At 31.4% G+C, this 17,295-nt stretch carries 17 protein-coding genes and 1 pseudogene; 2 read left to right on the plus strand and 16 right to left on the minus strand.

What is annotated here, in order from left to right:
- Window positions 1-12: 12 nt before the first annotated feature.
- Complete coding sequence (locus tag ACQV2Q_RS08175) at window positions 13-558, minus strand: N-acetyltransferase family protein (protein WP_428882450.1); 546 nt, start codon at window positions 556-558, stop codon at window positions 13-15.
- A 276-nt stretch (window positions 559-834) separates the two neighbouring features.
- Window positions 835-1,251, minus strand: coding sequence for an NUDIX domain-containing protein (locus tag ACQV2Q_RS08180; protein WP_428876215.1), 417 nt, complete (start codon window positions 1,249-1,251; stop codon window positions 835-837).
- Window positions 1,252-2,713: 1,462 nt separating this feature from the next.
- Here ACQV2Q_RS08180 and ACQV2Q_RS08185 point away from each other — a divergent pair.
- Window positions 2,714-3,034: a PadR family transcriptional regulator gene (locus ACQV2Q_RS08185; RefSeq protein WP_428882452.1), complete on the plus strand. Its 321-nt coding sequence runs from the start codon at window positions 2,714-2,716 to the stop codon at window positions 3,032-3,034.
- A 96-nt stretch (window positions 3,035-3,130) separates the two neighbouring features.
- Window positions 3,131-3,670, plus strand: a complete 540-nt coding sequence (locus tag ACQV2Q_RS08190) for a DUF2812 domain-containing protein (protein WP_428882468.1) — start codon at window positions 3,131-3,133, stop codon at window positions 3,668-3,670.
- Window positions 3,671-3,965: 295 nt separating this feature from the next.
- Here ACQV2Q_RS08190 and ACQV2Q_RS08195 read toward each other — a convergent pair whose 3' ends face one another.
- The 14 genes and pseudogenes from ACQV2Q_RS08195 to ACQV2Q_RS08260 form a co-directional block, all read right to left on the minus strand.
- Entirely contained in the window at window positions 3,966-4,589 is a 624-nt protein-coding gene (locus ACQV2Q_RS08195; protein WP_428882453.1) for a hypothetical protein, read from the minus strand.
- Window positions 4,543-5,709: a hypothetical protein gene (locus tag ACQV2Q_RS08200; protein ID WP_428882455.1), complete on the minus strand. Its 1,167-nt coding sequence runs from the start codon at window positions 5,707-5,709 to the stop codon at window positions 4,543-4,545. The genes ACQV2Q_RS08195 and ACQV2Q_RS08200 overlap by 47 nt, the downstream gene beginning before the upstream one ends.
- Window positions 5,710-6,573, minus strand: a complete 864-nt coding sequence (locus ACQV2Q_RS08205; RefSeq protein ID WP_428882456.1) for an ABC transporter ATP-binding protein — start codon at window positions 6,571-6,573, stop codon at window positions 5,710-5,712.
- A gap of 64 nt (window positions 6,574-6,637) precedes the next feature.
- Window positions 6,638-7,708, minus strand: coding sequence for a sensor histidine kinase (locus tag ACQV2Q_RS08210; protein WP_428882457.1), 1,071 nt, complete (start codon window positions 7,706-7,708; stop codon window positions 6,638-6,640).
- Window positions 7,696-8,358, minus strand: coding sequence for a response regulator transcription factor (locus ACQV2Q_RS08215; protein ID WP_428882458.1), 663 nt, complete (start codon window positions 8,356-8,358; stop codon window positions 7,696-7,698). The genes ACQV2Q_RS08210 and ACQV2Q_RS08215 overlap by 13 nt, the downstream gene beginning before the upstream one ends.
- Window positions 8,359-9,113: 755 nt before the next feature.
- Complete coding sequence (locus ACQV2Q_RS08220; protein WP_428882459.1) at window positions 9,114-9,653, minus strand: ATP-binding protein; 540 nt, start codon at window positions 9,651-9,653, stop codon at window positions 9,114-9,116.
- A gap of 54 nt (window positions 9,654-9,707) precedes the next feature.
- The gene (locus ACQV2Q_RS08225; protein ID WP_428882469.1) at window positions 9,708-10,361 is read right to left on the minus strand and encodes an AlbA family DNA-binding domain-containing protein; all 654 of its coding nucleotides are present in this window, start codon (window positions 10,359-10,361) and stop codon (window positions 9,708-9,710) included.
- A 223-nt stretch (window positions 10,362-10,584) separates the two neighbouring features.
- A complete protein-coding gene (locus tag ACQV2Q_RS08230) occupies window positions 10,585-10,911 on the minus strand; it encodes an RNA helicase (protein WP_428882461.1) in 327 nt (108 codons plus the stop codon).
- Between the two features lie 73 nt (window positions 10,912-10,984).
- Window positions 10,985-11,842: a toll/interleukin-1 receptor domain-containing protein gene (locus tag ACQV2Q_RS08235; protein ID WP_428882462.1), complete on the minus strand. Its 858-nt coding sequence runs from the start codon at window positions 11,840-11,842 to the stop codon at window positions 10,985-10,987.
- 9 nt (window positions 11,843-11,851) lie between these two features.
- The gene (locus ACQV2Q_RS08240; protein ID WP_428882463.1) at window positions 11,852-12,784 is read right to left on the minus strand and encodes a DUF4268 domain-containing protein; all 933 of its coding nucleotides are present in this window, start codon (window positions 12,782-12,784) and stop codon (window positions 11,852-11,854) included.
- Window positions 12,785-12,793: 9 nt separating this feature from the next.
- Window positions 12,794-14,422 (minus strand): restriction endonuclease subunit S, encoded by a 1,629-nt coding sequence (locus ACQV2Q_RS08245; RefSeq protein WP_428882464.1) that lies wholly within the window; start codon window positions 14,420-14,422, stop codon window positions 12,794-12,796.
- A pseudogene (locus tag ACQV2Q_RS08250) lies at window positions 14,409-16,402 on the minus strand (HsdM family class I SAM-dependent methyltransferase). The gene ACQV2Q_RS08245 and the pseudogene ACQV2Q_RS08250 overlap by 14 nt, the downstream one beginning before the upstream one ends.
- Before the next feature lie 74 nt (window positions 16,403-16,476).
- Window positions 16,477-16,623 carry a helix-turn-helix domain-containing protein gene (locus tag ACQV2Q_RS08255; RefSeq protein WP_428882465.1) on the minus strand — a complete coding sequence of 49 codons (147 nt, stop codon included), beginning with the start codon at window positions 16,621-16,623 and terminating at the stop codon, window positions 16,477-16,479.
- Window positions 16,624-16,655: 32 nt separating this feature from the next.
- The gene (locus ACQV2Q_RS08260) at window positions 16,656-16,892 is read right to left on the minus strand and encodes a DUF3784 domain-containing protein (RefSeq protein ID WP_428882466.1); all 237 of its coding nucleotides are present in this window, start codon (window positions 16,890-16,892) and stop codon (window positions 16,656-16,658) included.
- Between the last annotated feature and the right edge of the window lie 403 nt (window positions 16,893-17,295).

Consider the following 17,295-nt stretch of genomic DNA (forward strand, 5'->3'; position numbering starts at 1 on the left):
ACTAAAGCTTTTCTAAATACTTTTTACCATTTTTATATTGTTGTATCGGGTTCCATCCTTCAAAATGTAGGCATTAGGAGTTTCTCCCACTTGGATGAATCCGCATTTCTCATAAAGAACCCTGCCTCTTTCATTACCTGAGAAATAGTCAAGCTCAAGTTGGGAAAGGCCCCATTCTTTAGCATAGTCTTCGAGAACTTGAAGTAACTTCTTCCCTATTCCTAAGTTCCAGAATTCTTTTAGCACAGCAAGGGCAACATTTCCTCGATGGCGCATTTTCTGTTTTCTTAGTCTTATTATTGTGCCGCTTGCAATCAGTCTTCCATCCATTTCAACAACAATCATAAGTGTATTATCAGATTCATTAAAGCCTTTGATCATTTTTGCTTCCTCTTCAACAGTTATGGTTATTTCTTCTGGATAGGAATTCAAAAAGTCAGATTCTCCCATAATGGTTTTCAAATATTTAACAGTTTCTGCAGCGTCTTTTACTTGAATCTCTCGAATTTTACAGATTCTGCCATCTTTTAGTTCAAAATTTTCTGGTGTATATTTCATATTTATCCCCCACATAAATTTAAATTTCTACTTTTTCCTAGTATTATTTTTAGAGGAAAATAATCATCTGTTGCTCTAAAAAGCACTTAACTCGACATTTCGTTTCCTTAGTAGAAGGTTTGAACCCAGTTTTCATCTTTACTATTTGCTCTTTTCATAACTTTGACACTAGGTTCGGGTGAAAAATATTACGCAATATCAATGGTTGTAGATTCAAACTCTTCATTGTTTTAGAAGAGTTTGTTACTTAACAAACTGAGATTGGTTAGTTTTAAATTACTTATTAAGATATTCTAAGAAACGTTTTTTTAATTGTTCGATTACATCTTCATTATCAATAAAATCTTCAAAAGCTAGCATTTCATACTTTTGTCCCTCTTCTCCAAATTTTATATTCTCGATTTGACTATCACATATATTAGCAACCATAAAAACTGATTTTTCTCCTGCATTTGTGATGCTTTCATGGTATTTGGTCCATACAATATTTGATTCAGAAATATCAATAGCTAATTCTTCTTTAACCTCTCTTCTCATAGTTTCATATGGTGATTCTTCATTTTCTCTTCCACCACCAGCTAAATCCCACATATTAGGATAAGGAATGTTTGGGAGATTATCTCTTAAAATAGTTAATACTTTCCCTTTATTAATGAGTGCTACTTTAACACCTATAAAATTCAATTGATTCATGATTAAACCTCCTCAATCTAATTATGTTTTTGCTCTTTTAAATTTTAAGAATAAACTAACTCAATAATCACTCTAAAAGGTAGATCATTCTTTAATTTGTTTTCCTAGTAGAAAGTTTTTAAACTCAACATCAATCACCGTTATTTGCATTATGGCTAATTATGACACGAAATCGAGCAGTAGTGCCTAAAAATTTAGATCCAGCCAATTTATTTTGCAACTATATAAGCCTTTTTTTAGTGCAGATAGTTTTTACAAAAATCGCTTTTTTAAATTCTTCGTGTAAATCATCCATGAATTAATAATTGCGATAAAATTGTTATAGTACTCACAACAATGATTATATAAATCTCGTTCTTATTCTTACTCTCTTTCAAAATCAAATTTGAAAACATTACTCCATAAAGCGATGTAATATTCAAGAAGATCCAAGCAATTGAAGAAATATTAGAAGATGTCACAAAAACAAATGTTATTTGTGCAATACACGTTAAAATTGCTCTAAAAAATAAAGATTATCGAAAGAGTTTTTATTGTGTCTTTTCCAATCAGTTTGATTTAAGGTTGGAATCAAACTTATAAAAGATACAAAAAATCTTAATATTAAAGTACTTACTGTAAATAAAATCAGTGAATCAATATTTTTTATAGTCTCCAACCAAAAGAGGAAATAAGCAAGCTTGTATAACTAACGGTGGAACAATAATAATTACTCCATGTAATAATGTTTTTAAATCACTTTTTTTCTTTACCCAAATAATAATTATGATAGTTGTTAAGATAGAAATGAAATAATTACCAAAATTTATTCTTCCTGTCGTAAAAAATAAGGCTAAAGGAATAAAAAAACAGCTGTTTTTGATACGATCGCCGATTCAAAAATGGATAAGCGTTTAAATAGTTTTGAGTATCCTACTGCAACAATTTGTACTAAGATGCTGTAAATGATTATTTTATAATTAAGAATCATAGTAAACAGATCATTAACATTTATATAAAAGAACGAAATTATTATGAATAATAGCGTATATAAATTGTTTGAAAAATTAACTTTTAACACAGATTGTTTTTTATACCCTATTTGATACCTATCAATCACACTTATTAATCCTCTGGACATTGCTGAAATGGTTGAAAATAAAATAATGTAGAAATATGAATCCAAATTTCAATTCTCCTTTATGTTTTTTTAAATAACATAAAATTTTTAATACTCTACTCCCATGATAAGATATTCTTTATGAATATAGAAGAGTAAATTAATATGAACTTTGACAGTACTGCAACTTCTTTTCAGACAATATTTCTAAATAGGTTCAATTTTAGTTGCTTCCTTTTCCAATCTCTCGATAGTCCGATTTCAGAATTTATCTTTATATGTATTGACTTATTCAGTTCGACGATATACAATCGGACTATACAGTTAAACTGAATAGTTTAACGATATAAAGGAGCTAATATTATGCCTAGACACCCAAGTTTACCCTTAACAGAAACGACTTATTTAATTTTGTTGTCACTAATAAAACCTGCACACGGCTATGTAATAATGCAAGAAGTTGATCGGCTTAGTAATAACAATGTAAAAATTGCGCCTGGCACCATGTATGGTGCCTTAGATAATTTACTAAAACAAGGTTGGATTAAAGAGGTAAAAAGCGAAGACAAACGTCGCAAAGTCTACCAAATTACTAAATCTGGTTATGATGTCATTGAAGCTGAAACAAAGAGAATGCACGAATTACTTAACTTAGCAGAGGAACTGATGGGAGGAGAAAGCTAAAATGAAACAAATTATAAAAAGGAAAGTATTCTTATTCAAAGATTTAGACAAACAAGAAGCTGGATTAACTCCTTTAGAGAAGAAGGTTATCGCTTTATAAATAAAAAGTTCCCTGCTTGCTTTGTGTTTGAAAAGATTGATGACAAAGCCCCTATTACTCGGATCGATTATCGTGAATTTGAGAAAGCGAGTGAATATCAAAACTATATTCAACTTTTTAGTGATATGGGTTGGACAGTTGTTTCAAGCAGTAAAAATTCCGGTGTACACTACTTCCAGCAAAATGATCCTAATTCAGAAGACTTTATTTATTCAAATAAAGAGTCCTATGCTGAAATATACAAGCGTTACGGCCAACAGGCGGTGAACTGGTCTATTATATTTTTGTTTTTCTTTACTATCTTTTCTACTGGAGGTAACAGTTATTCACTTTTTAAACCAAAGACTGCATTTTTTACACCTGGCTTATGGGAAATGACCGGCTGGCAGTTCTGGTCTTCCTTTATATTTGAAATTCCTTTTGCATTAATGAGACTACTCTCTAAAGTTATTTGGTTGGTATTAGCAGCATGGATGGGGTTTGAAGCTTTTGTAAATAAGCGTAAATATAATGACTTAATTCATAATAGCAATTAATATTTTTGAAAAAACATCAAAGACGACAGTGATGAATTATTACTGTCGTCTTTCTTCATATATGTATTCTTTATATTAGTTCTTCAATATATTCTTATTTTAATAACCTTATAATGATAGATTTTGTTACTCTAACTTTCTTTTATGATAGTTAGTGGATCTTTGACAATTAATCACAGGAAAATAATCTGATCGATTTTAATGTGTCTTTTATTACTTTGATTCTTTTTATTCTATTAAGACTAAATATATAATCTAAACAACACATCAAATCCCATTTCGTTTCTCTGTAGAACTAAGAAATGGCCTTCCTCTTCCAAATAACCATTGCAAGTATTGCTATCATTATACTAATAGTAAATATCAGTACTATTCTAATGTTGGATATCTCAGGCATAGTAAATAATAAAGCATTTGTATTTTTAGGAGCAAACCATTGCGCTAGCATTAAACCTATTGAAACTAAAAAAGCCAAAGAAATATTATTACTAAAGCTAAAGAACAGTAAACCTATTACACCTATGATTACTCCAATCGAAAGGCTATGAAATACCACCCTCATTAAGCTATAACTTGTTGCACCACTATTTATTAAATAGATATAGCTAAAAGTCATTCCCCCGTAAAAAAACAGCCTAACAATGCCTCGCAACACATATATGTATTCAAGCATCGTATTTCTCATTAAAAGAAGATCTTTTATTGGACTTTGACACTCGGCATAAAATAATGTTACAAAAGAAAAGATTCCGGATAAAGGTAAAAATCGTTCGACAACCATCGCTTCATTAGTAGTGTCTAAATTCTTTACCCCAAAAGCAAAGTAAGTGATCCCCATGATAACTAGATAGACAAACACTTCTAGAGGAAAATTATGCTTTAACTCTAGCTTCAATTGAAAGATTGTTTTTGAAAGCATAATCTCCCCTCCTTCTTCTTTCATATAAAAAGGATGTAACGATTATTAAAAAAAGTGCTAGCCCTATCCAAATGCCTCTCCCCACTAGAAAAACATTGACCTTACTATCAAAATACGCTTGATTGCCCACAGAGTTATATCTAATGAGAAGGCCATACCCAATATTATAAAAAACATTTGTGGAAGATGACATCATGTAAACCAAGGAAAAAATAGGTCCTAGAAATCCTAATAAAATACTATGACTGGCTATTGTTAATAAAGTTGTGAGACTTATAACAAATAAAATAATTGGCAATATCCATGATATAACAAAGAAGTAGGATTTAAACGGACACAATAAACTAGCACCATGTACAAACAGTAATTGAATTTCATAATAGGAAAAGAGTACCAAAATAATAAATAGTAGTGACAAACTCATTGCTAAAACCCTTGTCAAAACCAATTTGATTGAAGATGTATTCTTTACATACAGTGTATTTTCAATAGCTTCTTTTCTGTCTTTGTTCCAAAAATATAAACCTATAAACCAAGAAAATAATAAGGTGAAGATACCTGCATAATCACTAAAATACCTAGCAAAAGCAACATCTAAACCTTCTTCCTTAACAAGCAAATAATCCTTAATGGCCTCTTCATAAGACATTCCTTTGTCACCAAAATGAATCTTATAATTATTCTTAGCATAGAAAGAGCCTCCCCCTATTAAGGCGTCTATTTTGCCTAATTGAGTCTCTAATTTTTCTTCAGTAGGAATTGCTAGATTCTGACTCAAAGGAATATCTTCATATGGCATGCCTATTAAATCAGATAAGATATCTTTAATCGCATCTAATTCATCCTGTTCTAATTTATTTTCTCGATAAAAGCCATAAGGATAACTAATAAAATGATTGTTTTCTATATTTAAGTACAAATCATTCACCAAATTAGAAAAAATATAAGCACGATCCTCTGTTAAATAATGACCATATTGCTCTTGTCCTGGGTCAGGTTCTTTAAAATCATAGGAATCACTCTCTATCTGTCCTATAATAGCTATAATCAAGGCTATGGCTACCCCTACAAAGATTAAAGACCTGCCTATTCTTTTTAATTCTACTACAAATAATTTCATCTAATCTCTCCTTTCATGAATCTTCATTAAATATGCTGATTCCAAACTAGGAGAGATTCGCTTAAACTGATCCAAAGGTCTTCCCGTATGGATGAAACTTACCATAATACCATTAGCTAATTCTTTTTGCTCAAAGACCATGTACTCCTCTTTAAATCTTGATAAATCCTTTCTATTTACGAGGGTTTCATAAATTCCACCAGAATATTGATTTAATAAATCTTCCACTGATCCATCATAAATAAAATGACCACTGTCTAATATTCCTAATTTAGTAGCTGTGCTTTCTAAATCGCTTGCAATATGCGTTGAAAATAAAACAATCTTTTCTGTCGCTAGATCACCCAATAAATTTCTAAAGCGAATGCGTTCTTCTGGATCTAGCCCAGCGGTCGGTTCATCAACCACTAAAACTTTTGGATCATTCAAAAGGCTTTGAGCAATACCTAAACGTCTTTTCATACCGCCCGATAAGCTCTTTACTTTTTTATTTCTATCTTGGTTTAGATTAACTAAGTCTAATAGCATCTCCACTCGTTGATTTAATTCAAATCGCTTGAGATTATCCAATGTTCCCAAATAGATTAATGAATCTTTGACTTTCATTTCTGGATAAAAATCAAAATCTTGTGGCAAATAACCTACGAGTCTGCGAATCTCTTTTGGGTTCGATTGACCACAGACTTGAATCTGACCAGTTTTTATAGGTAAAAGTCCCACTATTAATTTCATCAGGGTCGTCTTACCGGCTCCATTTTTACCCAATAGTCCATATAGACCATTATTGATACTGATATTGATGTCGGATAAAACTTTTTTCTTGCCATAAGTAAAACTCAAATTCTTAATTTCGATCGAATTCATCCTACATACCTCCCTTTTAAAACTAGTTGAAGTATATAAAACAATTTCCAATAATTTTCCAAGATTAGGCCTTTTTTATAAATAATTTTGTATTGGCTCCTACATTATTACTCAAGACCATCTTTACCCCTTGTTTTTTCATTATTTCATCTGTAATGTACAATCCCAGTCCCATGTTACCTACTAAAGGGTTTTCACTAAAGTAGGGCTTATTGTAATTATTGAGGGCTTCTTGAGAAAATCCCAAGCCATCATCTTCTATTTCTACTATTAAATAACTTTCATTTTCATAAAGAGAAAGAGTTATTTGATTTTTAGCATGTCTTTTCGAATTTTTAAGAATATTAACCAAACCTTCTATGAATCTTTCTAGATCTAGGTCGATTTTTTGAGATAAATCTTTTAATTTACACCTAAAAGAAAGATTGTCCTCCCAGCAATCTAATTCTCTCTTTATCATATACAATAAGTCTTTACTCTTGATTGTCCGAATGTCTAGTTCCATATCTGCCATGTTCTGACCTATCTGGAGATTATTAACATAATCTTGAATCCTCTTTTCGCTTCTAGTCATGCGAGATAAAATTCGCTTCACTCTCTCATCATCCGGTTCATAAATTGTATTCAGCATTTCCATGTCACCACTTAGCACAGCTAGTGGATTCTTTATCTCATGTAAAATCGTATCCAATTTTTTAGATAGTTCGTTGGTCTTTTGAATAGAATTAAAACGCTCTTTCTTTAATTCTATATTTTTCACTACCAATTCAAAGACTTTCTTACTCAGTTCATTCTGGTCTTCTATATTCGCCTCTTCATAATTTTCTAAAAATTTAAAAATCAATTCTATTTTATGCTTATAAAATAGGTTAAAAAAAAGACAAAAGAATAGGATAATCACCACAATCGGTGTGAAATCAATCATTGCTCGCAATAAATCTGAAAACATCAAACTATTAAGAAGACTCGTTCGGTCAGTTAAAGCATTTGATAAAAGAAAATTTTTCTTTATGTCATTTAAAAAAACTTGTAGAAGCAAACCACACGGAATTGAAAAAATTAGACTAACGGACAAATATAAATTAAATGCCCCTCTCAGTTTCCAATTTTTAGAAAATTCTCTTAGCCAATCCATGAATAGCCCAGCCCCCAGTGTGTTTTTATCAAATCTTCTTCTGAATGTTCTGATAATTTGTTTCTAATATTTCTGATATGCTCCGAAACCACCTGAGGACTGCCATAGCTGTCAATTCCCCTTAAACTATCATAAATTCTTTCTTTGCTAAAAATTTGTTTGGGATTATTGATGAGTAAGGCTACTATTTCATATTCAGTTTTTGTCAACTCAATTTCATCACCATTAACTTTACAGGTTCCAGATTCAACAAGAAGCGAAATATTATTTGATTGTGCTTGTCCTTTTCGATCACCTCTAGTTACGTTAGTATAAATTCTCGCATAGAGCTCATCTAAAGAGAACGGCTTGGTAATGTAATCATCTCCCCCTAACATTAGGCCTTTTATTTTATCTTCTTTATTAGATCTTGCTGATAAAAACAAAATTGGCATTAACCATCTTTCTCTTAGCCGTCTACAGATTTCAAACCCATTATTTCTGGGCAAATTGATATCTAAAAGGATTAAATCGACTCCAGATAGATCGTTAGGAATTTCATCAGAACTATAAGCTTTTAAGACAGTTATCTCTTTGTTTTCTAAAAACATTTCCAGCATATCCACGAGGTCTCTATCATCTTCAATGATTAAAAGCGTTTTGTTTTGCATTATAAGGGCAACTCCTTTATTAAATAATTCTTATCGTTAAGCCTAGAGAATTTAATATAAATACATACAATATTACTATTCGTTTCTCAACATATTCTTCCTAATGCTTCGATTATGACTTTTTATCAGTCAATCATTGAAGAAGACAAGCTGCTTTTATTCTTGAAAAACTTGAAACTAAAATAAATTATCCTCATTCAATACTTTCTACTATGTAGGTACTATTTCAAATTACATATATTTTATACTTAAAATCATCCGTATGCCAAATCAAAAAACTATTCATACATTACAAAAGACAAAGAATATACATTTTATCAAAGGACAAAGGCTATATTAAGATCCTTTTACATGGCCTTTTATCTTTTACACAATTATATGATTTTTATCAAATTTCTCAAAAAGTTTTTTTAGCAGTTCTTATCAACTATCATTTCTTCCATAAGATTATTCCTCCTCTTCAATTAAAAAAATATCTTAAACTCATTTTCAAAGGTGTTTTTTAGAGTTTTTTTATATCGAAAACAGTATCACAACTTCATTTTTCACAAAAAAACAATCCCCTAAAACCATGGTATAAAATGCTTTAAGGGATTTTAAATTTTCTTCCCACTCCTTGAAATTTAAGTTGAAATAGCTATTTATAGGGATTCTTGCAGTCAATTATATGAACAAAAGGTTGTTTTCACTCTTATTATGCTCAGTTTTAGAGAAATAGTATAATTATAGTATCAAAGAAGATATATACTCCCCGTTTATAATTTTATATATTTTGTAGCTCTACCTTGCCCCACTTTTCTGACTAAATTTTCTTCCATTAGATGATCCAAAGCTCTGAGGCTCTTATATTTATCAAAACCAGTTATTTTTTCAATTTCCAATCTACTCAATTCTTTATTTATAGGCATTCTTTGTAAAAGAACAGATGCACTTTCACTTAAACCTTGTATTTGATCTGTCATTATGGGTAATCTAATCATAATTGAATTGGGATACACTTCAAAAATAGGCTGTCTTATTTTTCCTTGATATAAATGTTTTATTCGTTTTATTCCTGTTGCAAATTTTTCTATTAAACCTAATCTATTAAACAAGCTCCCAATTTTTTCATTTCTAAGAATAGAAATTTGCCCACTAATATATTCCTCTTTACTTAATCCTTTCGGTAAGCTTCCTGGTGAAGATATTTCAATATATTGATCATAAATTTCTACTTTAATTGATGCTGGAATACTCCAATCTCTATACACTAGAACATTTGCGATCGCTTCTCTAAAAGCATCTTCCGGAATCATCTCGATCGTTTTTCTAATAATTCCTTCAATTTTTTCGTATTTAAAATATCTTCTCTATACTTCTACCGCTTGATTATATGCACTAAGTATAGAAACATTTTCAATTAAAATTTTCTCCTTAAATTCATTAATATCAATACCAAACGTAACGATATCAATCATTCTAATATTATTTTCATCAGATATAATTTGTGCTGCTAAATTATATCCCTTTCTATCATCATATAAGCCTAGTATTTTTAATATATCTAAACTTAGTTTATCCATATTCATCTTTTTGCGTAGTGCTTCTTCTAAAAGGTTAAAGGTTAGTTCTTGATTTGTTGGAGGCAAATCTTCATAATTTTGCTTCAAACCTTCTAATATAAGTCTCTTCATTTCGTCTCTATCATCTATAGGTAAACTTGAAAAATCTCTTCTCATATACGCTCTATTCTTATATAGATAGGGCTTAAGCCCACTTTCATAAACTTTTAATTCAACAATTTCTTTTATTTCATCTATTTCTATACTGTACTCAGGAACTGGCCTAATGCTATCATTAATCTTGTTTTCAATCCTTAAGGAAAGTTCTTGTAAGTCCTTAAAGTGAACAGAGTTACCACTATCATCTACCCCAAATTGTATAATACCATCATTATAGTTTGCGTAAGCACTGACTGTTTTTAAAAAACTATCGGATAGTTTGGATTTAAATTCTAAATATATGTTTCTCTAGTATTCATCGTTAACCTCCATAGATTTATCGTATTAAAGCAAACGCAAAAAATAGTTTTATCTTGTAGTTATAAAACATAAAACACTGAGTACTACTCCCACTCCTTGAAATTAAAGCTACTTACAGGGGCTTTTGAAAGCCACTTTTGTGAACAAGGTCCATTTTTCACTCATATTATTCTCTGTTTTTTTAAGGAATAGTACCATTTTAGTATCAGAGACTCCTAACTCGTTCCGTCTCTCTATCATCAATTATAAAACTACCCTCATTGATTTCGTTAAGTCTGGCAATAAGCTTTACAAGTAAATCCAACATTCTTTCTTTGTCAGCCTTTTCCTGGTCAGTATTTGTGATCACTCCATTTTCAGTGAGAACATAATTTGACGAGTATAAATCTTGTATTATTTGATGTAACCTCATTAATTCATCGTCTTTAACAATGAGTTCAATATCATAATCATATTCTCCTTTATCTTCATCAAACGTGCATCCCCAGATTGGGCCAGCCCATATATGGAGCATGATTCTTACTGTTTCCATTAATTGAATCTCCTCGCTACAGCTTATTCAGAGGTGCTAAAACTATCAACAAGCTTACAAAGTCATATTTTTTTCACTTCTCACCTTCTGAAACAATCTTTAATAATTTTGCGAACTCCTCTGCTATCTCTCCTGGTGTAAGAATAGCTGTAGTCATCGCTTTTCTATCAGCTATCATCGGACTATAATTAGCCACTTCCTTTTTGGTTAACTGATGCCAGATTGGCAAAATTCTTCCACTTTCTATACTTTCCATTTGAAATAAACCATTTAATTCCTGTTTGGTCCAATACTTACCATCTGCTATATATGAAGGAGAAAGCACCACTATTCCATACTTCGAATGCTTCAACCCACTATCAATTTCTTCCCGTAATGATGAGCCCCAAACAGTATCTTTGTTGTCATACCAAACTGAAACACCTTTTTTCATAAGCTCATCAACTAGTTCATTTACAAAGCTCTCCTTATCCTCATAAGCATGAGAAATAAATACGTCATACGCTCTTTCACTACTCAATGTTTTATTTATCGATTCTACTTTTGATATAGCTACACCCTCTAGTTCCTTAATTCTGTCCTCATACATACGTTGGATCTTTTGAGTCTCTTTTGTTTCTTTCTTCTTCAAATCCTGCTCTGCCTTCTGGAGTTTTTGATATACTTCATTTCTTTTCTTTCGTTTCTCACCAATTTTCTTAGAGTAATTCGCACTCTTCGCTCTTGCCTTGGTTGCGATCTCTTGATACTGACTAATTTGTCTTAATTTACTATTCACAGTAGCTTGAGAAGCTGATTTACTTATTGTAACTTTTAATGCCTTAGATTCTTTAAGTGCAGCCTTCCTATCTTCCTCTGCACGCTTTTTTTCTAAAATAGCGATATCTTTATCAAGATTATTAAGTTGGCTTTGATATTGTTTAACTGACATTAAGCACCTCTATAAGTATCCTTTAAAAACATCTCTAACCTTAACTACTCTCTCAATTACTTGATTCATAAGTTCAGGATAATTACCTTGCTTATTGAAGTTCAAACCAGGAATGTATGATTTAATTCTAGATGCTTTTTTATCATCTAATCTTTCCCAGTGCATATTAAAGCCTAGTTTAGACTCTATTTCATCCCTATGTTCATAAAGATTATCAAATAAGTCTTTACTATCTCGAACATAAAGTTCTACACCGATGCTTCCATCTTTATTAACCAATGTAATACTGATATGAGCATCACTTGTGCCTATTGCTACATCATACCAGTGATCTGTAGTTGCCTTTCTAACATTAAATGGCTTTCCACTTTCTGTAACAACTCTATTGAACTCTGTCCAGAAGTTTAGTCTTTCGGCTTGAGTTTTCGATAAGTCACCATCTTTTACACTCTTATTGCTCTTGATAAAATCATTGGGTTTTTCTACCACTCTAAACATCGGAGCTGGTAAAGAGTCTCCAATTTTATAAGCTTTAATCTCTAATAGAAAAAAGGAGATTTCTTTAGCCATATTGTTGTTTAGCCATTCGATAGCACTCTTATGCTCTTCTCGAGCTTCCTTAACAATCCAGATAATGACATTTGCATCTAGCCCTGAAGCATAAGTAATAACTTTTCCTAAATGATCGTGATCAGTTGAACCCAATTGATTTTCAATAATGATTTTTACACCAGTTGTTTCATCAACAGCTACTAAATCACAACGATAGGAACCTACATAAACCTCCTTGTCTATATCGGTCAATGTCAGACCTACTGTGTCATTTAATAAGTCTATATTTTCATCTTTGGCTAGCCAGTTAGAAAAATTATATTGTTCGTGTGCCCATAACTTTCTAATATCTACTTCTTTTAATCTTCCTAATTTTGTATTTGCACTCATAACTTCCACCTAGTTTTCATATTTCTTCTTATAATAATCAAGTGTTTGATAGAACGCTTTAATTTCTTCTATTTGCATATATTTTTTCATATATACAAAGTCAGGGCCTCCTATGTTATTTACAGGAAGCATTATTTTTTGTCTCTTTAATCTTGCTGTACCCATTTTATAACCGTATCCATATTTTTCTTTTTGACTTTTTATACTCTGAACTAAGAACATTGAATAATATTTATCTTTGTATTTAGATCTAAGCTTTCTTGTATCATTGCCATATAAAGCTTCGTAAGGGTGATAGAAGGCATATCCCACTGATCCATTTCTGTTTACACTAATACATCCTCTTTCTAGTGTTGGGTTTTTATTTGATATAAAATATCCAATCCCATTGTTGTTTGCTGTTCCCGTTACATATGGAATATCCCCATCAATTCTTTCTTTTGCATAAATATCACGACCCCCAGAAATATCAACAAGGTCTTCTAACCAAAATTCCTTCCATTCTTTTTCTTTTAGTAAAGGTAGACGTAAAGCCTCGGAAATGGCTAATCTATATATATATATATATATATATATATATTCAAGGGCTTTTTCAAGCTTTTCAACTTCTAGCTTTTGCATAAATTTACTCATATAGTCCCAGTGTGGATTGCCCTTTTTATCTGCTGGTAATATGATTTTTTCAGTTCGAATTCTTTTATCATTAATCTCTCTATTAAATGAATATTTTTCTTCAAGTCTTTTTATTATAGTAGCCATGAAAAGATAAATATGTTTATCTGCATTTTCTAATGTTAGTGATGTTACATGATCGCTTGCTATATACTCATACTGATGATAAAAACAAGAACCTACACTCCCACTATTAGCTATTGTTAAATTTTCTCTAAAAAACCTAACATCTTTTTTGTTTCCAATAAATCCATCAACCCCATTATTAAGGCCAGTAGATGAAACATAAGCTATATTTCCGTCAATATGGTCAGCTTTTTTAAGTCTTTTCCCTCTTTGAATTTTTCTAAATAATTTATCAAATGGAAATACTTTCCACTCAACATCTTCAAATCCAACTAAATCAAAAGCTGTTTCTAGTATTTTTTGTTCATAGTAGTTAATAACATTCTCTGCAATTTCTTTTTGCTCTTGTTTGATATAATCTTCCATAAATTGCCAGTTTACTTTACCATTTGCATCCACAGGCAACAATATCTTTGTCCTATTTAATCTACCAAGCGTCGCTCCATTACCTCCCCAATTAAATTTTTGCATCTGTATTTTGAGTAGCGGGATTAAAAACATAGCAACTCTTTTATTTAGGTTTTTATTTTTAAGAACTTGTATGTTTTGGCCTGTATAAAATGGATTTTCTTGATAAAAAACAGTCTGTGTATCTAAACCTATACTTATAACATTGCCTTCGTCTATTCTATATCTAATATCTTGTTCTTTTGTAATAAAAAGGCTGATTCCATTATCCATATCACTTCTTGTTATATATGGAATCATCCCCGCATTTAAATTCAGTTTGTTTTTATCAATTCCACTACTTGTTGACGAAATCTTAAATATTCCTTCTTCACCGCCAATAAAAAACTCTCCCCACTCCACATCATTTAAGGATAGTCTATTTTTCATCATAAACCTCATCTTCCTCAGCAACTAACAATTCTTCTGCCCTATGAATCTCATATTCATTCTCATCTTCTTCATCTTCTATCCCAAATAAATATCCTCTTCCATGAGTTATCATATTCACTTCAAAGGTAATGTAATCAGCAATGGTGTTTCTAAAGTCTTCTTCTGAAGGGATTTCATCGTTAAAGTAATAGAAAGAATGTAGCCACTCATCATCTGCTTCAACTGTCGTTTTGACACAGAATTTTGTTTCGCTATCTATACGGTCAAACCAGACATCAAGAAGGTGCTGCTTTTTATCTTTTGCATTTGGTGTTTCAACCAAGCCTACATGCTTAGATACCATATATCCGTCATCTTCAAAATTTATAAATTTACACTCTTTTTTCTCATAGTGAGAAACACCTGCTGTGAATATAGCAATACAAGGATTTACCCCAACTCCATAGAAAGTATCTTTATTCAAGGTAATAACACCCTCTAAGGTATGGTTTTTAATATATTTGCCTTGATTTCCTTTTCGACTTTTGTTTTTCCCGTCATGGTAGATTGGGGAACGATAATAGCAACTTTTCCATCTTCAACCATACAGTCCAATAGATGCTCCGTAAAAGCAATTTCATAAAGATCTTTATTTGCACTTGACCCTTGAGAATATGGAGGATTCATCATACCAATTGTGGGATGCCACTCCTTTTGGATTTTTGCAGGATTTAGTCTTAGAAAATCCGCATTTTCTAAATTGCTTTTCCCATCTCCACGTAAAATCATATTGGTCGTTGCAATGGTAAACATATAGGATTGAGACTCAACCCCAAAGAGCTGATTTTTCTTTATTTCTCTTTTTTCTTGAACATCTCCCGTTTTACTCAACATATTGTGCATAGCAGATATCAAAAAGCCAGCTGTACCACAACATGGATCAAATATGATGTCAGTGCTTTTTATATCTAATAAATCACAGAATAAACTGGTGATATGTTTTGGTGTAAGAATAATTCCTAAAGACTGGCCATCTCCTCCAGAATAGGACATGAACTCTCCATAGAATCTTCCTAAATAGTCTTCCCCATTTCTGTTGTATCTAATATTTTGATAGATTCTTTTTTCTAGAAATTCTGTATAGTGCTTTAATGGGGTTTTACCAAGGGTGTTATTCACCTCATTAATTAAAGTATTATCTCTAATTACAGAAAACTGACTCAATAATTTGTCTTTTTTTACTTGGGGAGAAACATTAGCTCGGTCAAGATTATCTTTTATTGCCTTATAAATTTTTTGACCATCGGTAGTTTTTTCATTTGTATCACCAATTAAACTGCCAATAGAAAAATTACCATAATCTGCCTCCCTTAGGGCCAGTAGTATTCCTGAAACAATTAGTGGCTTATCCTTATCTTGAATTGAACCATAATTCCTCAAATCTTCATGAAGCTCTGCTGCATCTTTTAAAATTTCTTTTGTTTCTTTTTCTTGATTGGTGTCTTCTTCTAAAATCTCTCTGATGTAGTACTCATCTATATTATCTTCATTAAATAATATAAAACTTTCAACTTCTGGTAGTTCTTTATAATTGCCCCTTTCATCTACAAATATAGGGCTTATCCTATGACGCTTCTCATTCCCTGAAATACCAATAGCTATAATTTTTTTATAAGATGTATTTTTTGCTAGGTTTTTACCATAAAACAAAGCTCCGTTAACTGCATAATCACAGATAGCCTGTGTTTCTTCAGAAATTAAATCTTCTTTTGTTCTTATCTCATGATTGGAAACGGAAGCTTTATTTTCAATGACAATCAAAAAGTCCTTAACTGTACCTGTGTATTCTGGATAACCGACATTACCAGTTCCCCTTTTTGAAGCAGTCTTTAAGGCATCATTAATTTCTTTAATTGTTGATCCTTGTGGGTCTAGGTCAATATTTGCTTCTTTTAATAAATCATATACCCATAGGTCTGTACTTTTTTCCTTCTCTTGTATACTCATCTTATCTACTCCATTTTCTACTTGATAATCACACAATTTACTATATCCCAAACATTACGACCTAAAGCTTAATAAACTACTCCCAACACATCCATACTAAAAATTTTGTTTTTGCCATGTTTTGCTGAAGACATTCCTACTTCAATTCTTAAATCTTCTTTATACATTTTTCGCTCTTCTAAAATTTTCCAGAGCTTACTGTAATCAAATGCCATTCTTTTATCTCTCAATAACAAGCTAAATCTTACTATTTGACAATGATCAGAATAATCCCAGCCATTATTAAGATAACCCCAATCCCTAATTCAATTAAACCAACTCTACGTGCATAAGATTCTATGTCACTTCCAGCTTTATAATCTGATTCAAATCCATTGATTAGATTGTATTTCTTTTTAAAATAGATTAGATATCCAAACATGCAGAAAGTAATTCCTAATCCAATCAATACTATCTTTAATAAAGTCATTAATATCTCCTCCATAATTTTAGCTAATCATCAAAAACAGCTGAAATTTTTCGTCTTTTATTTCTTAAAGATAATTATATCAAACACAACTTTGCTTTTAAATAAAGGCTCTATAATAAATAGGACTCTGTGCCAGGACTCATGATATACGAACATTACTCACTATAAAAGACCCTAACGTAAAATTATCTGATCATTGTGTGGAAAATATCTAAAATAAGCTTCACATAAAGCGTACACTGACCTATCCTGTTGATAGCTGTCTTTGTTGCCAAAAGGAAGGAGTTATCGTTAAAAACGGCATACACTCCTCTAGAATCACTTACTTAGAAAGTGCAGGGCAAGCTTGCTACTTACTTTTTAAAAAACAACCTTACCTTTGTCGAAATTGTGGCCACTCCTTCACTGCAGAAACCAA

The sequence above is a fragment of the Facklamia sp. P12950 genome, from assembly GCF_050409465.1.
In the GTDB taxonomy this organism is placed as follows: Bacteria; Bacillota; Bacilli; order Lactobacillales; family Aerococcaceae; genus Facklamia.